Genomic DNA, 24708 nt, shown 5'->3' with positions numbered 1-24708 from the left:
CTTTCGCCAAGGAGTCGCGCGTAGCCATGATCGGTGCAGAGTTGCTGTCATCGCAAACCCTTGCGGTCGGCTGGCTGATCTATGTGCCGGTGTTGATCTGGGCGATCTGTCGCGCGCCGTGGGTTGAACTGTTCACCGACAGCCGCCGTCAGCATCTGCTGTTCGGAACGGTGTTTGCGCTGTTTTTGCTGTGGCTGGTGCGGCGCGACTTTGATACCGGCGTGTCTTACCACTTCATCGGCATGACAGCGGTAACGCTGTTGCTGGACTGGCCGCTGGCGCTGATGGGCGGCTTGGTGGCGCAGATGGGGCTGGTGTTGCTCGGCCGACAGGATCTGGCGGCGGTCGGGGTCAATGGCGCGCTGTTGATTGCCCTGCCGGTGCTGGTTACCGAGTGCTGCGCCATTCTGGTGGAGCGCGCGCAACCGCGAAATCCCTTCGTGTATATCTTCGTTTCCGGATTTTTCGCCGCCGCGCTGTCGGCGCTGCTGTGCCTGCTGCTGGCACTGTGGTTGCTGTGGTTCGATGAGCGTTTCGAGATGCCGTATTGGCTGGAGGATTTTGTCGGTTACCTGTGGCTGATCATTTTCCCCGAAGCGTTTATCAACGGCATGATCGTCAGTGCGCTGGTGGTGTTCTGCCCGGAATGGCTGGAGACGTTCAACCGCACCCGCTACCTCTCGGCCCCCTGGAAAGATGACGATCCCAAGCCTTGATTCGCATCAAGGCCTGGCATCGCCATGATCGGGATCAGTGACGCGGGTCGAAGTCACCGCTGAACATCTCGTCCTCGGCATCGGGAGCCACTGGAATCTTGTGTTCTTCGGACGCCCAGGCGCCCAGGTCGATCAGTTTGCAGCGGTCGGAGCAGAAGGGCCGGAATTTGCTCTCGGCGGTCCATTCCACGGGGGCGCCACAGGTAGGGCATTCGACGGTTGTTGGTTGGCTCATGACTGGCCTCCACGCAAAGTAAGATAAAAGTGATGCAGGCGTTCGACCTCGCTGTGCAGCCAGGCAAGGTCGCGGTCATTGACCACGACGTCGTCGGCATGGCTCACGCGATCCTGGCGGCTGGACTGGGCCTTGAGGATCGCCTGGACTTGCTGTTCGCTGGTCTGGTCTCGTTGCAGGGTGCGTTCAATCTGCAATTGTTCCGGGGCATCGATCACCAGCACCCGTTGGGTCATGGCGTATTGTCCGGACTCGATCAGCAGCGGCGAAACCAGAATCGCATAAGGCGATTTTGCCAGCGCCAGGTGGTGAGCGATTTCCTCGCCGATCAGTGGATGCAGGAGGGCCTCCAGCCAGCGGCGCTCTTCAGGCACTTCGAAGATCAATTTGCGTAGCGCGGCGCGGTCCAGTTGCCCGTCGACCTGCAACACGCCTGGGCCGAAGTGCCCGGCGATTTGTGCCAGTGCCGGGCGACCAGGTTCAACTACCCAGCGCGCGGCATGGTCGGCGTCGACCACATGCACGCCCAGGTCGATGAAGTGTTGGGCGGCGGCACTTTTGCCGCTGCCGATGCCGCCGGTCAGGCCGAGAATCCAGGGTTTTTCCACAGGGGTATTCATTTCAAACCGACAAACTGCCAATAGAGATCGGTTATTTGACCACCCCAGAGCAACGCAATCCAGCCGGCAATGGCCAGATAGGGACCGAAAGGGATCGGCGTCGAGGTTTTTGCATTGCGCCAGCGCAGCATCATCAAGCCGATAATGGCACCCACCAGCGAAGACAGCAGGATGGTCAGCGGCAAAATCTGCCAGCCACCCCAGGCGCCCAGCATCGCCAGCAGCTTGAAATCACCGTAGCCCATGCCGTCCTTGCCCGTGATCAGCTTGAACAGCCAGAACACCGCCCACAGCACGCTGTAGCCGGCAATCGCCCCCCAAAGCGCCTCGTGCAACGACGCGAATAGGCCGAAACTGTTGATGATCAACCCCAGCCATAGCAATGGCAGCACCAGCACGTCTGGCAATATCTGATGTTCGGCGTCGATCAGGCTCATCGCCAGCAAACCCCAGCTCAGGACCATCACCAGGCAGGCTGGCCAACCGAAGCCGAAGTGCCAGGCGACAAACGCCGATAGCGCGCCACAAGCCAGTTCGGTTAACGGATAGCGCGGGCTGATCGCCGCCGCGCAGGCTGAACAGCGGCCGCGCAAAAACACATAACTGAGCAGCGGAATGTTTTCCCAGGCGCGGATCCGGTGAGCGCAGTGCGGGCATTGGGAATGGGGCAGCAGCAGGTTGTAGGTGGGCACCGGCGTTTCGCCAGGCAGCCCGAGAATGTCATGAGCCTGCTCACGCCAGTCGCGTTCGAGCATTTTCGGCAGGCGCCAGATCACGACATTGAGGAAACTGCCGACCAGCAGGCCGGTGATGCCTGCGAGAAGGACAAAGGCCAGCGGAAAGTGGGTCAGAATTTCATTCAAGGGCATGTCAGATCGCTGAGCCAAGTTGGAAGATGGGCAGGTACATGGCAACTACCAGTCCACCGACGATAACACCCAGCACCACCATGATGAACGGTTCCATCAGGCTGGTGAGGTTATCGACCATGTTATCGACGTTGTCTTCGTAGAACCCCGCGACTTTGTCGAGCATAGCGTCCAGGGCGCCTGACTCTTCGCCGATGGCGGTCATCTGTATCGCCATGTTCGGAAAGACGCCGGAGGTACGCATGGCGAAATTCAATTGCATGCCGGTCGAAACGTCCTGGCGGATGCGCAATACCGCACGCTTGAAAACGATGTTGCCGGTCGCGCCGGCCACTGATTCCAGGGCCTCTACCAGTGGCACGCCGGCCGCGAAAGTAGTCGACAGCGTACGGGCGAATCGGGCCACGGCGGACTTGTACATCAATGTGCCAACCAGCGGCAGTTTAAGCAGCCAGGTGTCCGTCCGGTCACGGCAGGCCGGGGATGTCCTGAGGGCGTGACGCATGCCGAAGGCCATCGTTACCAGCGCGCCGAGGACCACCCACCACCAGGCCTGCATGAATTGCGACAGGCCAATGACCATCACGGTGAAGGCCGGCAGTTCGGCGCCGAAGCCTTTGAACACCGACTCGAACTGCGGCACGACATTGACCAGCAGAATCCCGGTGACAATCGCCGCGACGAACACCACCACCAGCGGGTAGGTCATGGCTTTCCTGATCCTGGCCTTGAGACTTTCGCTTTTTTCCTTGTAGGTCGCGACCCGCTCCAAAAGGGTATCGAGGGCACCGGCCTGCTCGCCGGCATCCACCAGGTTGCAATACAGTTCATCGAAATACCGGGGTTTCTTGCGCAGGGCGGCGGCGAAACTGCTGCCTGCCGCGACTTCCTGTTTCAGTTCGTCCACCAGCGTGCGCATGGCCGGATTGTCAAAGCCTTCGCCGATGATGTCGAACGACTGCAGCAACGGCACGCCGGCCTTCATCATCGTCGCCATTTGCCGGGTGAACAGGGCAATGTCCTGGGCCTTGATGCGCTTGCCCATGTTGAAAACCGACTGGTTCTTTTTGCGAACCTTGCCGGGACTGATGCCTTGCCTGCGCAGTTTCGCCTTGATCAGCGCGGGGTTTTGAGCGCTGAGCTCACCGGTTACCTTTGTGCCTTTGCGGTCAATGCCTTCCCATGCATACACGCTGATTTTCGCTGCCTTGACCGCCATGTTCAGTCCTGGGTAATCCGCTTGAGTGGGTCTTATAGCCTAGTCAAACGATGGAGCCAAACCGGCAAGGGTGAGGTGACAAAAAACGTCAGATAGTGCTGATCCTAGTTGTGGGAAAGGGCTTTGCAGCCGCCCAGCCCCCTGCCAACAGGGGCTTCCGGCCTTGGCACAGGCTGTGCTGCCATGGGGCAGGTCATGAGCCTTCGACTCATGCATGGAGTCTGTATATGAATCAAAAAGGTTTTACCCTGATCGAGTTGCTCGTCGTGGTGGCGATCATCGGGATCCTGGCCACGCTGGGTTTGCCGATGTATTCCAAATACCAGGCTCGGGCCAAGGTCACTGCGGCGCTGGCCGAACTGACGGCGATGAAGGTGCCGTTCGAGGATGTGATCAATCAGGGGGACACTCCGACAATTACCAACGTGGCGCCTGCTGGCGAGACCTCAACCAACCACTGCGCCCTCGCTGTCACGGATACAACTGCGGCCGGAGGGGGATCAATCGTTTGTACGTTGCACAATGCCCCGGGGGTGGTCCAGGGCAAAACCGTCACCCTGACACGGGATGAAACCAAAGGCTGGTCATGCAAGAGCAGCGTTTCCGTGGATTACTTGCCTAAAGGGTGTTCCGGTTCTGGGGCATGAATGGCTGAATCAAATCCCCGCTTTGGCGGGGTTTTTCCTGTTTGTCGACCCATCGTCAAATGCCGCAGACAAAGCTCAGAAATTTCAGCATCTTAGGAACTTTCCATAAACCCGCAACTTGCATGCAGTGTTTGTGCTTCTCGTGCATTTTGCATGATTTCGAAAATTGACTGATTTTATAACTTATTGATTTATAAGGTTTTATCTTTTGTTTCAAAGTTGGCACAGCGTTCGCAATATCCCTGGTAACCCTGCCGACATGACACCCGGCAGACTTTTCAGAAAAACAGGAGTTACTCGTATGAAGAAGTTCGCTATCGCTGCCGCTACTGCTACCGCGCTGACCCTGACCATGGCAAACGCGGCATTCGCCCAGACCACTCAAGCCACCCAGGCTCCAATGACCCTGGCGGCGGGTGAAATGACCAAGGCTGAAGAAGCTACTTCCGATACCTGGATCACCACCAAAGTCAAAAGTGACCTGATGACCGAAAAAGGCATTCCTGGCACCGACATCAAAGTCGAAACCAACAAAGGCGTCGTATCGCTGTCGTCCACCGTGGCGGTCACCGAAGCGCAGAAAACCACCGCCGTGGCCATTACCAAGAAAATCAAAGGCGTCAAAGCGGTTTCCGCTGACGGCCTGAAAGCCGAGTAAGGCTAAGGCTTCTCGCCTGGACCGGGAGAAGGTGCGACAGACGGGCAGAGTCATACGTCTGTTGCAACCTGAGTGTTCATGCGAAAGGCCAAAAGGAGTTTGGCCAGCACAGGCCCCGCGCATTTTTGCCGGGGCCTGTTCTATGTGGGACGCTGAAAACCCAATGTGGGAGCGGGCTTGCTCGCGAAAGCGGTGTGCCATTCAACCAACAAGTTGACTGATCTATCGCCTTCGCGAGCAAGCCCGCTCCCACATTGGATAGTGCTAATCAATTGCCGCGCTTGCTGGTGATCTGTTTCAGCCGGTTGCCTTCAAATCGCAAGTATTGATACATGCCACCCTTCGGTCCGTAGGTCCATTCCTCGACCTGAAACTCCTCGCGCCGATCTGCACTGCGCTTGTAACCCAGCAGGTCGCGACTGATCGGCTCGCCGCATTTCTGCAGGACCTCACTCGAGCGGTCGCCGATGCTGATCAATTGGCTGCCACAGCGCAGGGTATCGGTCGCCCAGGCCTGACTGGCCGACAGCGCCAGAACCAGGCCTGTCAGCCACCACCGGATCATCACTCGGCATCCAGATGCATCGGCGTTACCACGCGGCCGTCACTTTCTGCCTCGCCCAGATTGGCGTCGATGAAGTACACCCGGTCGTCTTCCAGCTGGGCCTTGTCGACCAGGTAATCCTTGATGCTGCTGGCGCGCTCCTGGCCCAGTTGGCGTAACAACACGTCACTGGAGCTCCAGAACTTGATCACCTCGGCCCGCATTTTCGCGGTGCGATCTTCCTTGCCCAGATCCTTCCATTCGGCAGGGGGCTGGGCTTTCAGACGGGTGCGGTAGATACCTTCGAGCAGCGGGCCTTTTTCCCCGTCCGGCACTTCCAGCAACGAAGCCTGGGCCGGGACCTTGTCACCGCGGCGCTGGAGCATTTTGTAGTAGTTGTACTGGTATTCACGTTCCAGGCGTTGTTCGGCGATCAGCGGGCCATCACTGCTCTGGGCGGCGGTGCCTTCGATTTCCAGGCGCAGGGCCGGGCGTTCCTTGAGCGCCTTGGAGAGTTTGTCCAGAGCGCCTTCGGCGTCCTTGCTCAGGTCGCTGGAACCCGCTGCGAAGGAAACACTACCCAGGTCTTCCGCCCCACCACCGTTGACCAGCCCACCAATGAGCTTGAACGGCGCTGCCGCGGCTTTGACGATCAGGTTACGCAGGGTCTGCCAGACAATCGGCATGATGCTGAATTGCGGGTTGTTCAGGTCGCCGGTGACCGGCAGTTCGATGGAAATCTTGCCGTCGACGTCCTTGAGCAAGGCAATGGCCAGTTTCAGCGGCAGGCTCACGGCATCCGGGCTGTCTACTTTTTCACCCAGTTGCAACTGTTCAACCACCACTTTGTTTTCAGCTTTGAGTTGGCCCTTGGTGATCTGGTAGTGCAGGTCGAGATTGAGCCGGCCCTTGCGGATACGGTAGCCGGCGAACTTGCCGGAGTAGGGCGTCAGCGTGGTCAGTTCCACGCGTTTGAAGCTGGTGGCGATGTCGAGGCTGGCCATCGGGTCGAACGGATTGACGGCGCCCTTGATGGTCACCGGCGCGTAGCGATCGACCTTGCCCTTGATGTCGACACCGGCCGGTTTTGGCTGGCGGCTGTCGATGGTGCCGATCTGCCCGTTGAGTTGCTGGATGGCGGTGGCGAAGTTCGGTGTCAGGCTGAAGTCGGCGAAGTTGGCCGAACCGTCATTGATGAAAATGCCGCCGATGTGGATGCCCAGCGGCTTTTCCTTGCTGGCCGGTTTGCTCGCCGCGGTTTTTGCTCCGGAGTCCGCCGGCTGCGGAATCAGCAGGTCATCGATATTGGTGGTGCGATCATCGTTGATCATGAGGCGCGCATAGGGCTGGAACAGGTTGATCTTGTCGATCGACAGGCTGTCCCCATGCTGATAGTTCAGGCCTTCGACCACGACCTGTTGCCACTTGAGGAAGTCGCGGGTCTTCAGGGTGTCCAGGGTGTGCAACTGATCGACCTGGGCGCGGCCGGTGACGTTGAAGGCCAGGGGCTCGGTGCTTTTCAGGTTGACCGCCAGGTCACTGCCGAGCATGCCGCTGCGCAGTTCCAGGCGAATGAACGGCGTGATGTAGGACTGGGCAACCCGCAGGTCGATGTCCTTGGTCTGTACCTTCAGCGTGGCGCTGACAGGGGCCAGGTTAACCTCGCCATCGGCCATGATCTTGCCTTGCTTGCCCACGCCGGTATCGAGCTTGAGGGTAAAGGGCGAGCCGTTGAGGCTGTCGAAGTTTTGCAGGTCGAGGTTCAGCGGGCTCAAGTCGAGGGCGACGGCGGGTTGTGCCTTGCGGTCAGCCAGATGCACCGTGTAATCGCGCAACTGCACATCCTTGAGCAGCACCTGCCAGGGTTTGTCTGGCGCGGCCGGTTCAGGTTTCGGCGAGTCTGCCGCTGCCGGAGCACTGGCCGGTTCGGCATCCGCCTTGGCCTTGGCTTTGGCTGCGGGTTTGGATGGCTGGCTGGCGAACAGTTTCTGCCAGTCGAGCTGGCCGTCCGATTCCAGTGCGGCCCAGGTCTCCAGTTTGTTGCTGCGGATCTTGCCGACCACCACTTTCTGTTTGGCCAGATCCACCGTGGTTTCGCTGATGTCCAGGCGCTCAAGTTTCACCAGTGGCCGGCCATCCGGGGCCTTGATCGCGAAGGGGGCGATGTTGACCGCTACATTGTTCAGCAGCAGCTCGGTTTCCTTGGCCAGGTTGAGTTTGTAGTCGGTACTGATGCTCATCACGCCATGTTCGAGGTCCAGTGGTACGGCATCGCGCACATAGGGCCAAAAGGCTTTCATCTTGCCATCAGTGATTTTCAGCTTACCTTCGGAGGCAATCGGGATCAGGCTGAAGTTGCCGGTCCAGTCGATCTGTCCGCCGTTGGGACCGATGGCCACCAGGGTCATGTCGGCGCTGTCTTCGGGCAGGGTGCTGAGGTTTTTCAGCTCGAAATCGAGTGTGTCGTAGAGAAACTCGATGGGCTCGCTGGGCCGGGCGTCTTCAAAGTGTACGGCGCCGCCGGCCAGTTTGATCCGCTCGATGCGCAGCGGAAATGGCTTGGCATCCGGGTCGGCCGGTGTGGGTTCGCTCTCTGGCAGTTTGAACAGCCCAAGCAGATTGAGTTTGCCGTCCTTGCTGAAGAGGATCTCGGTCTTGGGCTTGTCCAGTTCGATATCGGCCAGGTGCACCGCCTTGGTCCACAGACTGTCGAGTTGCAGGTTGGCGTACAGGCGTTCGAAAGCGACCTGCTCCTTGCCGGGCTCGCCGATGTTCAGGCCCCAGAGGGTCAGTTCGAGGCTGAACGGATTGAACTCGATCCGCTGGATTGTGGCGGGGGTGGTGGCGTAGTTGGCCAGTTGCTGGTTGGCAACGCGCAACGCGACCCCCGGTAAAATCAGAAAGCCCAGCAAGCTGTAGAGGGCCAGAGCAGTCAACAAGGCGCCGATGGCGCGTATCAATCCTTTGTACATGTGTGGCTTCATCTGTCTGAATCGGAGTGCCTTGGAGTATGGCACGCGTTTCCGGTTCCGAAGTGATCGGCCTGTTCAGGAATTTTCAGATTTCTCCGACCACGGTCAGAGCTGCAGGATCAGGGTTTTCAGTGGTGGTTGCTGATCCATCGACGGAAAGTCGCCGCCCGGCTTCATCACGGTGCACTCACGCACTGGTCGTCCGGCTTTCTCTGCACAACGCAACACCTGCTCGCGCCAGTCGTCCATGCTGACTTTCGCCAGGTTGTTGCAGCAGATCAACACGCCGTTGTCGGCGGTGGTCAGCAAGGCTGGCTTGAGCAGGCTCTGGTAGTCGCGTAGCAGGTCGACGGTGCCGAATGCGCTCTTGGCCCAGGCCGGTGGGTCGAGCAGCACCAGATCGTACTGGCGCTGTTCCAGGCGCTGATAACTTGGCAGTTTTTGCCCGCGGCGCTGGCTGATCGGCAAGCCGGCCAGTTGGCGTATGGCCGGGAAGTAGTCGGACTGGATAAATTCCATGGTCGGCAACTGCGGGTTGAGCAAACCGTTCTCCCGACCGACCGCCAGGTTGCCTTCGGCGAAGTCCAGGTTACAGACCTCGCGCGCTCCGCCCGCAGCCGCACTGAGGCCGACACCACAGGTGTAGGCGAACAGGTTCAGTACGCTTTTGTTCTTGCTGTGATCCTTGACCCAGCCACGGGTGTTGCGCAGGTCGAGGAACAGCAGCGGGTCTTGTCCGGCATGGCGGCCACGGACCCGATAGTTCAGGCCCCATTCGTGGCCGACCAGGTCTTGCAGGGCGGCTTCGTCGGCACGGTAGACGATGTCTTCGCGGTCGATGCGCGAGTTGCCCCGGGAGCGGTCGTTGTAGACCAGCAGGGTTGCAAAACCCAGATGTTGATTGATCGTTTCGTGCAGTTGCAGCAGCGTCTCTCGCTCCAGCGCCTGGTGGAAACTTTGCACCAGCAACTGCGGGCCGTAACGGTCGATGGTCAGGCCACCGGCACCTTCCTGGCTGCCGTGGAACAGGCGATAGCAATCGGTGCCTTGCTGGTGCAGTTCGGCGAGCAGGTCCTGGCGTTGATCGAGGGCGGCGCGCAGCGCCTGATTCAAGGAAGACATGCTGGGCGCCTTGCAGGAGAGAATTGGGCGCGGGAGTTTAACAGTTTGAAGCTGAGATGAGGGGCTTGCCTGTGGCGAGGGAGCTTGCTCCCGCTGGGCTGCGAAGCGGCCCCACAATCCTGGTACGTTTCGATTTATAGGCGAGTGCTGCGCACTCGAACGGGAGCAAGCTCCCTCGCCACAGAGTGATCACATTCAAGAAGTTGTATTCAGGTCAGTAAACCCATCCGCCGCTTGGCCCGCTGCACCGAGCCATTACGCACCGCCCAGCGCAGCATAGGCGCGCTGCGATTGACGCTGGCGCGGATCAGCTTGCGTTGCAACGGGCTCTGGCTGACGCCGAGCATGTCGCTGGCCCAGTCCGGCAGCAGATCGATTCCAGCCTGCATCATCAACCCGCCGAATGGCTTGGCCAAACGACTGGGGGAGGGAGCGTTCAGCAACAGGCGCAGGACTTCCCGGCTGCGTTCGTCGCATAGTAACTGTGGGCGCATGCGCTCAAGGTAGTCGGCAATTTCCTGCCGCGAACGGGGCACATCCCGGGCGCCGAGGCGCTCGGCGATCATGGCAATTTCAGCGTAATAGCGATCCTGGTCGGCCGGGGACAGGTGCGGATTGCGATAGCGCAAATGCGCGGCGAGGAAGTTGCTGACTTCCGCCACATGCACCCACGTCAGCAATTGGGGATCGCTGGCGGCGTAGGGGCGTCCATCCGGCGCCGTGCCGGTAATCTGCAAATGAATGGTGCGGACTTTTTCGATCAGCCAGTCGGCGTCCTGCCGCGAACCGAAAGTGGTACCGGAGATGAACTGCCCGGTGCGGCGCAGGCGACCGAGCATGTCTTCACGAAAGTTCGAATGGTCCCAGACCCCGGCCAATGCCAGCGGGTGCAGGGCTTGCAGCATCAAGGCGCTGATGCCACCTATCAGCATGCTGCTGAAATCACCATGGACTTGCCAACTCACCGAGTCCGGCCCGAACAGGCCGGGGTCGCCCTTGGGGTTTTCCAGGTCGAGCTTGCCCAGGGACAGACCGGTCAGGCTCATGATCTGGGTTTCGATGCGGGTGCGAATGAATTCCATGGCCACTCTGTAGGCGCGAGCTTGCTCGCGATGGTCGTTAACGGTAACGCGTTTCTCCTGAATACACGCGGCGCGCTTGAGTTCATCGCGAGCGAGTTCGCTCCTACAAAGGCACGTTATTGATTCAGGCGTTTATCGATCAAGCCTTGTACCACGCTTGGATCGGCCAGGGTCGAAGTGTCGCCCAGGCTGTCGAGTTCATTGCAGGCGATCTTGCGCAGAATGCGTCGCATGATCTTGCCTGAGCGGGTTTTCGGCAAGGCCGGCGCCCACTGGATCAAGTCCGGCTTGGCGAAACTGCCGATTTCCTGGCTGACAAGGGCCAGCAATTCTTTCTTCAGTTCATCATTGGTTTCGACGCCGTTCATGGGCGTGACAAAGACATAGATGCCCTGGCCCTTGATGTCGTGGGGATAACCGACCGCAGCGGCCTCGGCGATGCTCTCGTGCAGCACCAGGGCGCTTTCCACTTCGGCGGTGCCGATGCGGTGGCCGGAAACGTTGATCACATCGTCGATGCGCCCGGTGATCCAGTAATCACCATCCTCATCGCGCCGCGCGCCATCGCCGGTGAAGTAGTAGCCGGGGTAGGGCTTGAAGTAGGTGTCGATCATGCGCTGCGGATCGCCGTAGACACTGCGGATCTGTGCTGGCCAACTGGACTTGATGGCCAGTACGCCACTGCCGGCGCCTTTGATTTCCTTGCCCTGCTCGTCGAGCAGTACCGGCTGCACGCCGAACATCGGTTGTGTCGCACAACCAGGCTTGATCCGCTGCGCACTGACCAAAGGGCTGAGCATGATGCCGCCGGTTTCGGTCTGCCACCAGGTATCGACGATCGGGCAGCGCTCTTCTCCGACCTCATGGAAGTACCACTCCCACGCTTCCGGGTTGATCGGCTCACCCACCGTACCGAGTAGCCTGATGCTGGCGCGGGATGTTTGCTGCAACGGTCCGGGGCCTTCGCGCATTAACGAGCGCAGGGCCGTCGGGGCGGTATAGAAAATGTTTACCTTGTGCTTGTCGATCACCTGCCAGAAACGCGAGGTAGTCGGGTAGCTTGGCACGCCTTCGAAGATCAGCGTGGTCGCGCCGTTGGCCAGCGGGCCGTAGACGATGTAGCTGTGGCCTGTGACCCAGCCGACATCGGCGGTGCACCAGAAGACTTCGCCGTCGCGGTAGTCCAGCACGTACTTGAAGGTCATTGCGGCTTGCAGCAGGTAGCCGCCAGTGGTGTGCAACACGCCCTTGGGTTTGCCGGTGCTGCCGGAGGTGTAGAGGATGAACAACGGGTCCTCGGCGTCCATCGGCTCGGGCGGGCAATCGGCGCTGGCATCGCGCAGGGCCTGCTGATACTTGATGTCCCGGCCTTCGACCCAGTCCACCTCACTCTTGGAGTGTTCGACCACGATGACGGTGCTGACATTCGGACAACTCTGTAGGGCCTTGTCGACCTTTTCCTTGAGCGGTACGGCCTTGCCGCCGCGTACTCCCGCGTCGGCAGTGATCACGGTTTGGCAGTCGGCGTCGAGAATCCGGTCGCGTACGGAGTCCGGGGAGAAGCCGCCAAATACGACTGAGTGCACTGCGCCGATACGGGTACAGGCCAGCATGGCGTAGGCGGCTTCGGGAATCATCGGCATGTAGATGCACACGCGGTCGCCTTTTTTCACGCCACGGCTTTTCAGCACGTTGGCCAGGCGGCAGACGTTTTCATGCAGTTGTTTGTAGGTGATCGAGGTCGAGTCGGCAGGGTCGTCGCCTTCCCAGATGATGGCGACCTGATCGCCGCGTTTTTCCAGGTGCCGGTCGATGCAGTTGTAGCTGACGTTCAGCTTTCCACCGGCAAACCAGCTGGCTTCTCCGGTTTTCAGGTTGTAGCGCTGGACGGTTTCCCAGGGCGTGCTCCAGTCGAGAAAACGCGTGGCCTGTTCGGCCCAGAACGTACTGGGGTGTTCAATGGATTCGCGGTACAGGCGCTGATAGTCGTCTTGACTCAATTGTGCAGCCCGGCGGACGGCATCGGCTTTGGGGAACGTGCTGATATCGAACATGACGGTTCCTTATTCTTGTTTTGCGACAAAGATAAAGATGCGCCAGGAGGTCAATGGGTTCAAGAGGGGAGCGGTGCGACCCTCGTAGGAGCTGGCTTGCCAGCGAAAGCGGTGGATCAGTCAAAATTTATTGGACTGACACACCGTCATCGCTGGCAAGCCAGCTCCTACAGGGGGCCATCAAATCACCCGCGGTGACGACCACGGAAGTAATTGATCAGCCCTTGGGTCGAAGCGTCCTCGGCCGGCGCCTCTTCGCTGCCGACCAGGCGGTTGTAGACGCCTTTGCCCAGCTCTTTGCCCAGCTCCACACCCCACTGGTCGAAGGCGTTGATGCCCCAGATCACGCTCTGCACGAAAACTTTGTGTTCGTACATCGCCACCAGAGCGCCGAGACGACGAGGGCTGATGCGCTCCACAACCAGGGTGTTGCTCGGACGGTTGCCCGGGATCACCTTGTGTGGCGCGAGTTTCTGCACTTCGTCTTCACTCAGGCCCTTGTCACGCAGCTCGGTTTCGGCCTCGGCCAAGGTCTTGCCGAGCATCAGCGCCTGGCTTTGCGACAGGCAGTTGGCGTACAGCCACTGGTGGTGGTCGGACACCGGGTTGAAGCTGACGATCGGCACGATGAAGTCGGCCGGGATCAACTGGGTGCCCTGGTGCAGCAACTGGTGGTAAGCGTGCTGACCGTTGCAGCCGACGCCGCCCCAGATCACCGGCCCGGTGTCGGTGGAAACCGGCTTGCCGTCCTGGCGCACGCTCTTGCCGTTGGATTCCATGTCCAGCTGTTGCAAGTGCTTGGTGATGTTACGCAGGTAGTGATCGTACGGCAGGATCGCGTGGCTTTGCGCGCCCCAGAAGTTGCCGTACCACACGCCGAGCAAGGCCAGCAGCACCGGCATGTTCTGTTCGAACGGCGCGGTCAGGAAGTGCTGGTCCATGGTGTAGGCACCGGACAGCAATTCCTTGAAGTTGGACATGCCGATGGCCAGGGCAATCGGCAAACCGATGGCCGACCACAGCGAGTAGCGGCCGCCGACCCAGTCCCACATCGGGAAGATGTTTTCTTCGCGGATGCCGAACGCTACCGCGGCGGCGTTATTGCTCGATACCGCGATGAAATGGCGATACAGCTCGGCTTCCGAACCACCCTGGGCCAGGTACCAGGCACGGGCGGCTTGGGCGTTCTTCAGGGTTTCGAGGGTGTTGAAGGATTTCGACGAGACGATGAACAGCGTGGTCTCGGCGCGCAGCTTCATGGTCAATTCGTGGAATTCGCTGCCGTCGATGTTTGCCAGGTAATGGCAACGCACGCCTTTCTGGGCGTAGGACAGCAAGGCTTCGGACACCAGTTCCGGGCCGAGGAAGGAGCCACCGATGCCGATGTTGACCACGTCAGTGATCGGCTTCTCGGTGTAACCGCGCCACAGACCATCGTGGATACGGCCCACGAGGTCGGTGATCTGGTTCAGCACCTTGTGCACTTCCGGCATCACGTTGACGCCGTTGACCGACAGCTTGTCGCCTACCGGGCGACGCAGGGCGGTGTGCAGGGCTGGACGACCTTCGGAAGCGTTGACGATTTCGCCGTCGAACAGCGATTTGATCGCGCCCTTGAGATCGACTTCGTTGGCCAGGCCCACCAGCAGATTGCGGGTCTCGGCGTTGATCAGGTTCTTCGAGTAGTCGAGAAAAAGACCGCAGCTGCTGAGGGTGAATTGAGTAAAACGCTGCGGATCGGCATTGAAGGCTTCGCGCATGCTGAAATCCTGCATGGCTTGGCGGTGGTCATTCAGCGCTTGCCAGGCAGGCAGAGCGGTAACGTCGTGAGGAGTGCGGTAATACGCCATCGCTGCGGGTTTCCTTATTACTTGAACGGCCTTTTGAACACTAAAAATCCCGGAGCGCTATGGATGGGCGTTCCGGTCAACTGCGTCGACACGATTTCATGGCGCAGGGCGACTACAGTAAACCCCGCGCAATGATCTGTCTTGACTTTGTCTGACCTGTTTCCGGTACTTTTTTAACATCGAAGTTAGGAATAGTCCGACAAACGGAAGAGACAGGACTCGGATCAGGCGACCTGGACCGGAATGGCGTTGCTGGTGTGACTCAATTCATTGCCCGGTGCCATGTAGAGCATGCGTGGCTTGAAGTTGAGCAGTTCGGCTTCGCTGTAATGGGCGTAAGCGCAGATGATCACGCGATCGCCGACCTTGGCCTTGTGTGCCGCGGCGCCGTTGACCGAGATCATGCGCGAACCTTCTTCGCCACGGATGGCGTAGGTGGTGAAGCGCTCGCCGTTGTCGATGTTGTAGATCTGGATCTGTTCGTACTCACGGATACCGGACAGGTCCAGCCATTCGCCGTCGATGGCGCAGGAACCTTCGTAATCGAGTACGGCGTGGGTGACTTCGGCGCGATGCAGCTTGGCTTTGAGCATGATGGCGTGCATGAGTATTTCCCAGGTCGGCGGGCAAATGGCCCGAAGGGTTTGTGGGGGACGAGCAGATCTGACTGTGGGAGCGGGCTTGCTCGCGATGGACGTTAACGATTACGCGTATTTCCTGAATGTACGCGGCGCGTCGGAGTTCATCGCGAGCAAGCTCGCTCCTACAGGTTTTTTCGGTGTTTAGATTGGCGCGTCGAGGTTCAGGTGCAGGTTGTCGATCAACCGCGTAGTCCCGAGGAACGCCGCCACCAGAATCACCAGGTCACGATCCTGCGCATTTGCCGGGCGCAAGGTCAGGGCGTGGCGGATTTCCAGGTAATCCGGGCGCAGGCCGGCAGCTTCGAGCTGTTGCAGCTTCATGCCGATCAACGCAGGAAAGTCGCGCTCACCTTGTTTAATCGCCCCGGCGATCTCGCTCAACGTGCGATACACCACCGGCGCCACGGCCCGCTGCTCTTCGTTGAGGAAGCCGTTGCGCGAGGACAGCGCCAGGCCATCGGCCGCGCGAACGGTCGGCTCTCCGATGATCTGGATCGGCATGTTCAGGTCATGTACCAGCGCGCGAATCACCGCCAGTTGCTGGAAGTCTTTCTCGCCGAAAATCGCCAGGTCCGGCTGGACCATGTTGAACAGCTTGCTGACCACCGTCGCCACACCTTCGAAATGCCCCGGACGACTCGCGCCACACAGGCCTTCGGACAATTGCGGGACGCTGACGCGGGTCTGGCCGGCCATGCCGTCGGGGTACATTTCTTCAACAGCGGGGGCAAACAGCAAATGGCAACCGGCCTGGAGCAGTTTTTCCTGGTCGGCGGCGAGAGTGCGCGGGTACTTGTCGAGGTCTTCACCCGCACCGAATTGCAGCGGGTTGACGAAAACGCTCGCGACCACGAAGTCCGCCCGCTGGGAGGCTTTGGTCACCAGTGCAACGTGGCCGCTGTGCAGGTTGCCCATGGTTGGCACAAAGGCGATGCGCTTGCCTTCGCTACGGGCACGGGCCACGGCGGCCCGCAGTTCGCGTACGGTTTTTACGGTGTTCATGCAGAGAATCCGTGTTCGATCCCAGGGAAGGTCGCCGCCTTGACTTCAGTCACGTAGGCATTCAGTGCAGCTTCAATGCTGGTCTGGCCAGTCATGAAGTTTTTCACGAACTTTGGCACGCGGCCGGTAATGGACAACCCCAGCATATCGTGCAGGACCAGCACCTGGCCGTCGGTACGATTGCCAGCGCCAATACCGATCACCGGAATCTTCACCGCCTGGGTGATTTCTTCTGCCAGTTCGCTCGGGACGCATTCGAGCAGCAGCATTGCCGCGCCAGCCTGTTCCAGGGAAATCGCGTCGGCACGCATTTGCCGCGCCTGGTTTTCATTGCGACCCTGGACCTTGTAGCCGCCAAGGATGTTCACCGATTGCGGCGTCAGGCCCATGTGCGCGCAGACAGGGATGCCACGTTCGGCCAGCAGGCGGATCGAATCGGCCAGCCACAATGCACCTTCAACCTTGACCATGTGCGCGCCGGCCTGCATCAACAGGGCGCTGTTGGTCATGGCTTGCTCGGTGGTGGCGTAGGCCATGAAAGGCAGGTCGGCGAGGATCAGGGCATCGCTGTTACCGCGTTTGACGGCAGCCACGTGGTAAGCCATTTCCGCGGTGGTGACAGGCAAGGTGCTGTCGTGGCCCTGCAAAACCATGCCGAGGGAGTCGCCCACCAGCAGCACTTCGACGCCAGCCTGATTGCAGGCATGGGCGAAGGTCGCGTCGTAGCAGGTCAGCATGGTGATCTTTTCACCTTTTTGCTTCAGACCTTGCAGGGTGGTCAGGGTGATGGCTGGCATGAAAAGTTCCTCATTCAGGCGCTGTGGAAACTACTGCGAGTAACGCGCGTGATTCTTCGTTGAATACAGGCGCACGCTCTTTTGTCGTGCTTTTAAGGCCTGGATTGCGCCCTTGAACGCCGTGTTGGCGGCAGCGGGACGCCTATAGTCGTGAGGAGAACGAGGGAAGTCAATTGCGTGTGTTACCGCATTGTTACGGGTGGGGTGTTACCGGGGTAACTGATGCGATTCAGCAGCAGATCTTGTGCGCGACACAAAACCAATGTGGGAGCGGGCTTGCTCGCGAAGGGGGCATCACATTCAACATTAATGTTGATTGATACACCGCTTTCGCGAGCAAGCCCGCTCCCACAGGGGGATTTGTGTCACATCGGGGGCAGGCGTTCCAGGCCGACGAACGGGCAGGCGGCGAGTAATTCACTTAGCTCGCGGCCATCGGCCAGGCGCAGATCCGCAGGTGCCAGTTCCGCCAGTGGGTACAGCACGAAGGCCCGTTCCTGCATGTGGTAGTGGGGAACCTTCAGGCGCGGTTCGTCGATCAGGCGGTCACCGAACAGCAAGATGTCGAGGTCCAGCGTGCGCGGTCCCCAGCGCTCAAGACGTTCGCGACCCTGGCCGTTTTCAATGGCCTGCAAGGCATCCAGCAGTTCCAGCGGCGTCAGCGTGCTGTCGAGGGCCGCCACCGCGTTGGTATAGCGCGGTTGCCCGGGTAGCAGCGAGTCGCTTTGGTAAAACACGGACACCCCGACCAGTCGTGATTGCGGCAAGTCCGACAGCGCCTCGACGGCGCTGCGCAATTGTTCGGCGGGGTCAGCCAGATTGCTGCCCATGCCGATGTAGATGCGTTCCATGGATTACTCGCCCGTGGTGCTCGAAGCGCCGGCGGCGCGTTTGCGCTTGGAACCACCGCTGCGGCGACGCTTGCGCGGGGCGCCGGTACCTTCTTCCTTGCCGCTGAGGTCGCGGATCATGTCGCGACGCTCGCTTTCGTTGGCGTCCTGATAATCGGTCCACCATTCGCCCAGGCCATCGGTCTGCTCACCGGCGCTTTCACGCAGCAGCAGGAAGTCGTAGCCAGCACGGAAACGCGGATTGTCCAGCAGCAGGTCGGCACGTTTGCCGCTGCGGCGCGGCAGGCGTTCCTGCATGTCCCAGATCTCGCGGATCGGCATGGTGAAGCGTTTTGGAATCGCGATTCGCTGGCACTGTTCGGCAATCAGCTCGTGCGCAGCTTCCTGCATTGCCGGAATCGGCGGCATGCCACGCTCCTGCAGGCGCAGGACGCGGGCCGGCAGGGCAGGCCAGAGCAGGGCCGCAAACAGGAACGCCGGGGTGACCGGTTTGTTCTGCTTGATCCGCAGGTCGGTGTTGATCAGGGCTTCGCTGATCAGGGTGTGGGTGTACGTCGGGTTGTACTCCAGTGCTTCGGCGCTGGCCGGGAACAGTGGATCGAACAATTGCAGGTCGACCAGCATTTCAAACGTATCGGCGGCGTGGCCGGAGAGGAACAGCTTGAGCACCTCTTCGAACAGGCGGGCCGACGGGATCTCGCGCAACATCGGCGCCAGGTCGCGGATCGGCATGGCGCTGTGTTTTTCGATGCCGAAGTTCAGCTTGGCGGCGAAACGCACGGCCCGCAGCATGCGTACCGGATCTTCCTGGTAGCGTTGCTTCGGATCGCCGATCAGGCGGATCAGGTGATTGCGGATGTCGTGTACGCCGTTGGCGTAGTCGAGGATGCGTTCACTGACCGGATCGTAATACAGGGCATTGATGGTGAAGTCACGACGTTGCGCGTCTTCTTCCAGGGTGCCATAGACGTTATCGCGCAGGATGCGCCCGCTTTCGTTGCGAGAAGACTGGTTGCTGTCTTCCTCGTCTTCGTTTTGCGGGTGGTTGGCGCGGAAGGTCGCGACTTCGATGATTTCGCGACCGAAGTGGATATGCACCAGTTTGAATCGACGCCCGATGATTCGCGCGTTACGGAATTCGGCCCGCACCTGCTCGGGTGTGGCGCTGGTGGCAACGTCGAAATCTTTCGGTGTGATGCCCAGCAACATATCGCGCACGCAACCGCCAACCAGGTAAGCCTGATAACCGGCGCTCTGCAGGCGTTCAACGATATTCACCGCATAACGGCTGAATTGCGCCTTTTGCAGCGAATGTTGGCCGCTGTTGAGCACTTCAGGCGTGCTGCGAATGTGTTGCGTAGGACGCTTGGGAGAACGGAATGACTGGAACAGCTTCTTCAGCATGGGATGCACTGTTTGAAGGAATATTCGGCCATAACAGAAGAATGACCGCATGATGGGCGGGGATTCTAGCATTTAGTCGGGGGATGGTGTAGGACACTGTAGGAGCGAGCTTGCTCGCGATGGTCGCGAACGATAACTCGTACATCCAGATACCCAACGACGTCCTCAGGTTCTTCGCGAGCAAGCTCGCTCCTACAGGAAGCGGGGGGATGGGGGGGTAGAAACTACAAGGGGAGCCGAAGCTCCCCAAGAAGTAGTTGCATGCTCTATTTTTATTTTTGGTTTCGGGCTTTTTGTTTTTGTTGAGTGCCCTCGCCATGAAGCTTCCTTCATGACCCTCCCAATCGGGAGCCAAGAGCAAACGGATTGCTTTGGTCGCTGAATTGCAGTGATCTTTCGATCCAACCAGTACAGGCTCTGTCTTAGGACAGTTTTTGTTGTTCTCGGCCTGGTCGTGGGGCTAGCCCCAAATACAACGCCTCTCCAAAAGAATCAGTTAGCTGCGCCTCTCGCCGTCTTGTTTTTATTGTGCGTGAGTCGATTCGTCTTATTTTTATTGTCTTGTGCATTGCTTGTTATTGTTCTTGTACCAAACATATAGCAGGGTGCGTGCCAACTTTTGCGAAACCCAATAAAACAAGGGGTTAGGCCGGCTGGCAGGTATTTCGAGGGCCAAAAAAAGCCGGGGCTTCGTTACCGTAAGCCCCGGCTTCTGTTACGTGAAAACGCTGAGGTAACAGTTTTTTCACAAAGTCACGTGTTACCCGCACATGTGACAGGTGCGGTTCAGCTTTCGCTGGCCACCCCGGTCTTGCGCCGCGGAATGCCCAGGCGTTGACGGCGCTCCCACAAGCATTTGCGGCTGACCCCGAGTTTGCGGGCCAGTTCGGTTTCGGTCATATGGTCCTGATGCTCAAGGACGAAATGCTGGAAGTAGTCTTCCAGGGAGAGGTCTTCGGTCGGCTCGTGGTTGTTGTTACTGGCGTTGCCGTTGCCCTGTTGTGGGGGCAGGCCAATGAACTCGTCGTCGTCCAGGTCGCCCAGCTCGATGTCGATGCCCAGCAGCTCGGCGGAGATTTCCGGGCTTTCGCACAGGATAACGGCGCGCTCGACAGCGTTTTCCAGTTCACGAACGTTGCCCGGCCAGGAGTAGTGACGAATGGCTTGCTCGGCATCCGCGGCGAATTTCAGGTCGGTGCGGTTGACTCGCGCACTTTGCCGCGCCAGGAAGGCGTTGGCGATTTCGTTGACGTCCGCACCGCGTTCGCGCAGGGCTGGCAGCTTCAGCGCGATAACGTGGAGTCGGTAATACAAGTCTTCGCGGAACTGGCCGATCTTCGCCAGGCTCTTGAGGTCGCGGTGAGTCGCGGCGATCAGGCGCACATCGACTTTCTGCGACTGCACGGAACCTACACGACGAATTTCGCCTTCCTGCAATACGCGCAGCAGGCGAGCCTGGGCTTCCAGTGGCAGTTCGCCGATTTCGTCGAGGAACAAGGTGCCGCCGTCCGCCGCTTCCACCAGGCCGGCGCGCCCGGCGCTGGCGCCGGTGAATGCGCCTTTTTCGTGGCCGAACAGTTCGGACTCGATCAGGCTTTCCGGAATGGCCGCGCAGTTCACTGAAATCATCGGTGCCTTGGCGCGCCTGGACAGGTTGTGCAGGGCGCGCGCCACCAGTTCTTTACCGGTACCCGATTCGCCCTGGATCAGAACGTTGGAGTCGGTCGGTGCCACTTTGCGAATCTTGCCGTACAGGTCCTGCATCGGCGGGCACGAGCCGATAATGCCGATTTCACCGTTGCTGTTGTCGGCACCGGATTTCGCCGCACCGTTGGTGGCTTTGCCGGTAACCACTTCACCACCGGTTTGTGCCGTTTGCCGGTCACGCAGGATTCGCGCGGCGGCTTGCAGCATTTCGTCGTGGTCGAATGGCTTGGCAATGTAATCAACCGCACCCATTTTCATCGAGTCAACCGCCGAGCGCAGGCTGGCGTAGCTGGTCATGATCAGCACCGGCGTGCCCTGGGCGAGCTTGATCAGCTCGGTGCCAGGCGCGCCCGGCAGACGCAGGTCACTGACGATCAGATCGAACGAGGGAATGGTGAAGCGTTCTTGTGCTTCCTGCACTGAACCGGCTTCGCTGACCTGGTACTGGTTACGTTCCAGCAGGCGGCGCAAGGCGGAGCGGATAATGGTTTCGTCTTCGACGATCAAAATGTGCGGCATTGATTCGATACTCTCGACGGTCTCAGTTCACAGCGGACGTCGCTTCGACATGACGCGGCAAGGTAACCCTGATTCGGGTGCCGCGTTGGCTTTGAACATCAGCCGGGCTGTCGATGGTGATTTGTCCATAATGCTCTTCAACGATGGAATAGACCAGTGCAAGGCCCAGACCGGTGCCTTCGCCAGGATCCTTGGTGGTGAAGAAAGGTTCGAACAATCGGTCCATGATGCTCGACGGAATACCGCTGCCTTCGTCCTCCACGATCAGGTCGACCGTGTGTTCGCCGGCTTCGCTCTTGACCCGTACCGCACTGCCGGGAGGCGAGGCGTCACGGGCGTTTGAAAGCAGGTTGATCAATACCTGGGCCAGCCGTTGCGGGTCGCCTTCGACCCAGTGTTCGGGGTCGCACAGGTTGTAGAACTGCACTTCGAAATTGCGTCGGTTCAAGGCCAGCAGGCCGATGGCATCCTGAGCCACTTCGGCCAGACAGACGGGCTCGTCGCTGTGCTGATGACTGCCGGCATGGGCAAAGCTCATCAGCGACTGGACGATGCGCGACACACGTTTGGTCTGCTCGAGGATCTGCCCGCTGATTTCCTTCAGCTCGCCGTCTTCTTCCCGCTCTTCGCGCAGGTTCTGCGCCAGGCACGCGATACCGGTAATCGGGTTGCCGATTTCATGGGCCACGCCGGCCGCCAGTCGACCGATGCTGGCCAGGCGCTCGGAGTGCACCAGTTTGTCTTCGAGCATCTGGGTTTCGGTCAGGTCTTCCACCAGCAGAACCAGGCCACTGTTGCCCGGCGCGAGCGGTTCGTCGATCGCCGCCTTGTGCAGGTTCAGCCAGCGGGTCTGGCCGTCGAGGGCCAGGTGCTGCTTGTGCAAGTGCTCGTCCGGCAGATTGATGAAGCCTTGCAGCAGTTCTTTCCATGGGTCGGCAATAGTACTCAGGCGCGAACCGACCACGCGCTGCGCGGCGATGCCGGTCAACTCCTCCATGGCCTTGTTCCACATGAGGATTTCCTGGTCCTTGGCCAGTGAGCAAACGCCCATCGGCAATTCCTGCAGGGTCTGGCGGTGATAGCGGCGCAGGGCGTCGAGTTCAGCGGCCAGGCCGGTCAGGCGCGAGTGGTAATCCTCGAGGCGGCTTTCGATGAAGTGAATGTCTTCGGTGACGTAGTTTTCACCGCCAGCCTTGTACGGCAGGAAGGTCTCGACCATGTCCTGGGCCACGCTCGGGCCCATCAGGCCGGAGAGGTTGGCCTCGATGCGGTCGCGCAGACGGCGCAGGGCATAAGGCCTTCGTTCATCGAAAGGCAGGTAGAGATCGCGCAGCGCTTGCTCGACTTCCTTCTGCGCAGCCTTGGCGCCCAAGGGTTTTGCCAGCTGCGTAGCGAATTCCTGAGGCGAGGCAGCGTGCAGTTCCCGGCGCTGCGGGCGGCGCACGTTATCCACGGCGCAGGCTTCGGCGGCGCTGGCCTCTTCGGTGCTGGCGTTGGTGAACAGCGAGATCAGGGTGAACATGAGTACGTTGGCTGCCAGCGAGGCAATCGCAGCCATGTGCCAACTGGTGTCGTCCAGCACGTAGATCATGTTCAGCAGCGGAATATAGAAGCCCTGGAGGTTGCCAACCAGTGGCAACAGCATGGTCACCAGCCACACCAGGATCCCCGCCAGCAAGCCGGCGATGAAGCCGCGACGGTTGGCGGTCGGCCAATACAGGACAGAAAGCACGCCCGGCAGGAACTGCAACGTGGCGACGAACGCGACAATACCGAGGTTGGCCAGGTCCTGCTCGGCACCGAGCATCAGGTAGAAGCCGTAGCCGGCCATGATGATCGCGACAATCAGCGCCCGGCGGGTCCACTTCAGCCAGCGGTAGATGTTGCCTTCGGCCGGTGGCTGATAAAGCGGCAGCACCAGGTGGTTCAAGGCCATCCCGGACAGCGCCAGCGTGGTGACGATGATCAGGCCGCTGGCGGCGGACAGTCCGCCGACATAGGCCAGCAACGCCAAAGCCTTGCTGTTGGCGGCGATGCCGATGCCCAGGGTGAAGTATTCCGGATTGGTGGTGGCGCCTAGCTTCAGGCCAGCCCAGAGAATCAGCGGCACCGCCAGGCTCATCAACAGCAGGAACAGCGGCAGGCCCCAGCTCGCACTGACCAGCGAGCGCGGATTGAGGTTCTCGGTAAAGGTCATGTGATACATGTGCGGCATCACGATCGCCGAGGCGAAGAACACCAGCAGCAGCGTACGCCACGGGCCTTCCTGCAAAGGCGTGTGCAGGGCAGCAAGGGCGGTCTGGTTTTGCAGCAGCCACAGTTCAAGCTGTTGCGGACCGTCGAACACGCCGTACAGCGCATACAGCCCGACACCGCCGAGGGCGATCAGCTTGATCACCGACTCGAAGGCAATCGCGAACACCAGGCCTTCATGCTTTTCGCGGGTGGCGATGTGGCGGGAGCCGAAGAAAATCGTGAACAACGTAATCAGGGCGCAGAAGCTCAGGGCCACGCGATGCTGCACCGGTTCGCGGGTGAGGATGCCGATGGAGTCGGCCACCGCCTGAATCTGCAGCGCGAGAAGCGGCAACACGCCGATCAGCATGAAAATCGTGGTCAGCGCACCGGCCCAGGTGCTGCGGAAGCGGAAGGCAAACAGATCCGCCAGCGAAGACAGTTGATAAGTGCGGGTGATCTTCAGGATCGGGTAGAGCAGCACCGGCGCCAGCAGAAATGCCCCGGAAACACCGAGGTAGCTGGACAAAAAGCCGTAGCCGTACTGATAGGCCAGGCCCACGGTGCCGTAAAACGCCCAGGCACTGGCATAGACGCCCAGTGACAGGGTGTAAGTCAGCGGGTGGCGAATGATTGCCCGGGGAATCATGCCCCGTTCACTGATCCAGGCCACACCGAACAGCACCGCCAGGTAGGCGGCGCTGATCAGGATCATCTGGGTCAGGCTAAAGCTCATCGGCATCTTTTTGGCTCTGCAGGATGAAGGTCACGACGATCAGAATCAGCCAGAGCAGATAAGGGCGATACCAGGCGCCAGTGGCGTCGATCCACCAATCCATGATGGCCGGGGAAAACAGGTAAATCCCCACTACCAAAAGCAGGACCAAGCGATAAATGTACATCCCGGCCTCTCTTTTTATGCGCGTGCCCGAAAACGTGCGGCGATGGTAACGGATGGGTGCGC

Annotated in this window: 21 protein-coding genes; 3 read left to right on the top strand and 18 right to left on the bottom strand. The window is 59.8% G+C overall.

All coding sequences use genetic code 11. From position 1 onward, the window contains the following. The first annotated feature begins 26 nt into the window (after positions 1-26). Positions 27-716, top strand: coding sequence for an energy-coupling factor ABC transporter permease (locus KGA88_RS23345; RefSeq protein ID WP_223594705.1), 690 nt, complete (start codon positions 27-29; stop codon positions 714-716). A 34-nt stretch (positions 717-750) separates the two neighbouring features. Here KGA88_RS23345 and yacG read toward each other — a convergent pair whose 3' ends face one another. The 4 genes from yacG to KGA88_RS23325 are packed head-to-tail and all read right to left on the bottom strand — an operon-like array spanning position 751 to position 3659. Further along, complete coding sequence (gene yacG, locus KGA88_RS23340) at positions 751-951, bottom strand: DNA gyrase inhibitor YacG (protein ID WP_007970539.1); 201 nt, start codon at positions 949-951, stop codon at positions 751-753. Further along, complete coding sequence (coaE, locus tag KGA88_RS23335; RefSeq protein WP_223594578.1) at positions 948-1571, bottom strand: dephospho-CoA kinase; 624 nt, start codon at positions 1569-1571, stop codon at positions 948-950. Before coaE ends, yacG begins: the two co-directional genes overlap by 4 nt. Further along, positions 1568-2440 carry a prepilin peptidase gene (locus KGA88_RS23330; protein WP_110657297.1) on the bottom strand — a complete coding sequence of 291 codons (873 nt, stop codon included), beginning with the start codon at positions 2438-2440 and terminating at the stop codon, positions 1568-1570. Before KGA88_RS23330 ends, coaE begins: the two co-directional genes overlap by 4 nt. 1 nt (position 2441) lies before the next feature. Beyond that, positions 2442-3659, bottom strand: coding sequence for a type II secretion system F family protein (locus KGA88_RS23325; RefSeq protein WP_110657299.1), 1218 nt, complete (start codon positions 3657-3659; stop codon positions 2442-2444). A gap of 227 nt (positions 3660-3886) precedes the next feature. Here KGA88_RS23325 and KGA88_RS23320 point away from each other — a divergent pair, with 227 nt between their 5' ends. After that, a complete protein-coding gene (locus KGA88_RS23320) occupies positions 3887-4306 on the top strand; it encodes a pilin (RefSeq protein WP_223594575.1) in 420 nt (139 codons plus the stop codon). Between the two features lie 301 nt (positions 4307-4607). Further along, the gene (locus KGA88_RS23315) at positions 4608-4964 is read left to right on the top strand and encodes a BON domain-containing protein (protein ID WP_223594573.1); all 357 of its coding nucleotides are present in this window, start codon (positions 4608-4610) and stop codon (positions 4962-4964) included. Between the two features lie 268 nt (positions 4965-5232). Here the strand turns inward: KGA88_RS23315 and KGA88_RS23310 are convergent, their stop codons facing one another. From KGA88_RS23310 to KGA88_RS23245, 14 genes are all read right to left on the bottom strand, one after another. Beyond that, a complete protein-coding gene (locus KGA88_RS23310) occupies positions 5233-5529 on the bottom strand; it encodes a DUF2845 domain-containing protein (RefSeq protein WP_223594571.1) in 297 nt (98 codons plus the stop codon). Continuing rightward, positions 5529-8492: a DUF748 domain-containing protein gene (locus KGA88_RS23305; protein WP_223594568.1), complete on the bottom strand. Its 2964-nt coding sequence runs from the start codon at positions 8490-8492 to the stop codon at positions 5529-5531. The genes KGA88_RS23310 and KGA88_RS23305 overlap by 1 nt, the downstream gene beginning before the upstream one ends. Before the next feature lie 93 nt (positions 8493-8585). Further along, positions 8586-9602, bottom strand: a complete 1017-nt coding sequence (locus KGA88_RS23300) for a class I SAM-dependent rRNA methyltransferase (RefSeq protein ID WP_223594567.1) — start codon at positions 9600-9602, stop codon at positions 8586-8588. Between the two features lie 209 nt (positions 9603-9811). Beyond that, complete coding sequence (locus tag KGA88_RS23295; RefSeq protein ID WP_110662501.1) at positions 9812-10684, bottom strand: oxygenase MpaB family protein; 873 nt, start codon at positions 10682-10684, stop codon at positions 9812-9814. A gap of 116 nt (positions 10685-10800) precedes the next feature. Continuing rightward, complete coding sequence (gene acs / locus KGA88_RS23290) at positions 10801-12738, bottom strand: acetate--CoA ligase (protein ID WP_110662500.1); 1938 nt, start codon at positions 12736-12738, stop codon at positions 10801-10803. A 185-nt stretch (positions 12739-12923) separates the two neighbouring features. Further along, on the bottom strand, positions 12924-14588 hold the full coding sequence (gene pgi / locus KGA88_RS23285) for a glucose-6-phosphate isomerase (protein WP_223594561.1): 1665 nt from the start codon (positions 14586-14588) through the stop codon (positions 12924-12926). A 224-nt stretch (positions 14589-14812) separates the two neighbouring features. Then, entirely contained in the window at positions 14813-15193 is a 381-nt protein-coding gene (gene panD, locus KGA88_RS23280) for an aspartate 1-decarboxylase (RefSeq protein WP_008153310.1), read from the bottom strand. A 177-nt stretch (positions 15194-15370) separates the two neighbouring features. Continuing rightward, entirely contained in the window at positions 15371-16231 is an 861-nt protein-coding gene (gene panC / locus KGA88_RS23275; RefSeq protein ID WP_110661772.1) for a pantoate--beta-alanine ligase, read from the bottom strand. Then, positions 16228-17028 carry a 3-methyl-2-oxobutanoate hydroxymethyltransferase gene (gene panB, locus KGA88_RS23270; protein ID WP_110661771.1) on the bottom strand — a complete coding sequence of 267 codons (801 nt, stop codon included), beginning with the start codon at positions 17026-17028 and terminating at the stop codon, positions 16228-16230. The genes panC and panB overlap by 4 nt, the downstream gene beginning before the upstream one ends. 365 nt (positions 17029-17393) lie before the next feature. Further along, positions 17394-17879, bottom strand: a complete 486-nt coding sequence (gene folK / locus KGA88_RS23265; protein ID WP_223594560.1) for a 2-amino-4-hydroxy-6-hydroxymethyldihydropteridine diphosphokinase — start codon at positions 17877-17879, stop codon at positions 17394-17396. A 3-nt stretch (positions 17880-17882) separates the two neighbouring features. Beyond that, on the bottom strand, positions 17883-19283 hold the full coding sequence (locus KGA88_RS23260; protein WP_223594559.1) for a polynucleotide adenylyltransferase PcnB: 1401 nt from the start codon (positions 19281-19283) through the stop codon (positions 17883-17885). Positions 19284-20069: 786 nt separating this feature from the next. Then, the gene (locus KGA88_RS23255; RefSeq protein ID WP_223594558.1) at positions 20070-21509 is read right to left on the bottom strand and encodes a sigma-54-dependent transcriptional regulator; all 1440 of its coding nucleotides are present in this window, start codon (positions 21507-21509) and stop codon (positions 20070-20072) included. A gap of 22 nt (positions 21510-21531) precedes the next feature. Then, positions 21532-24486, bottom strand: a complete 2955-nt coding sequence (locus tag KGA88_RS23250) for a sensor histidine kinase (protein WP_165798740.1) — start codon at positions 24484-24486, stop codon at positions 21532-21534. Continuing rightward, on the bottom strand, positions 24470-24646 hold the full coding sequence (locus tag KGA88_RS23245) for a hypothetical protein (RefSeq protein ID WP_003176118.1): 177 nt from the start codon (positions 24644-24646) through the stop codon (positions 24470-24472). Before KGA88_RS23245 ends, KGA88_RS23250 begins: the two co-directional genes overlap by 17 nt. Positions 24647-24708 lie beyond the last annotated feature (62 nt).

Origin of the sequence: Pseudomonas sp. A-R-19 (assembly GCF_019956575.1) — a bacterium.
In the GTDB taxonomy this organism is placed as follows: domain Bacteria; phylum Pseudomonadota; class Gammaproteobacteria; order Pseudomonadales; family Pseudomonadaceae; genus Aquipseudomonas.
This window is presented reverse-complemented; position numbering and strand designations above follow the sequence as displayed.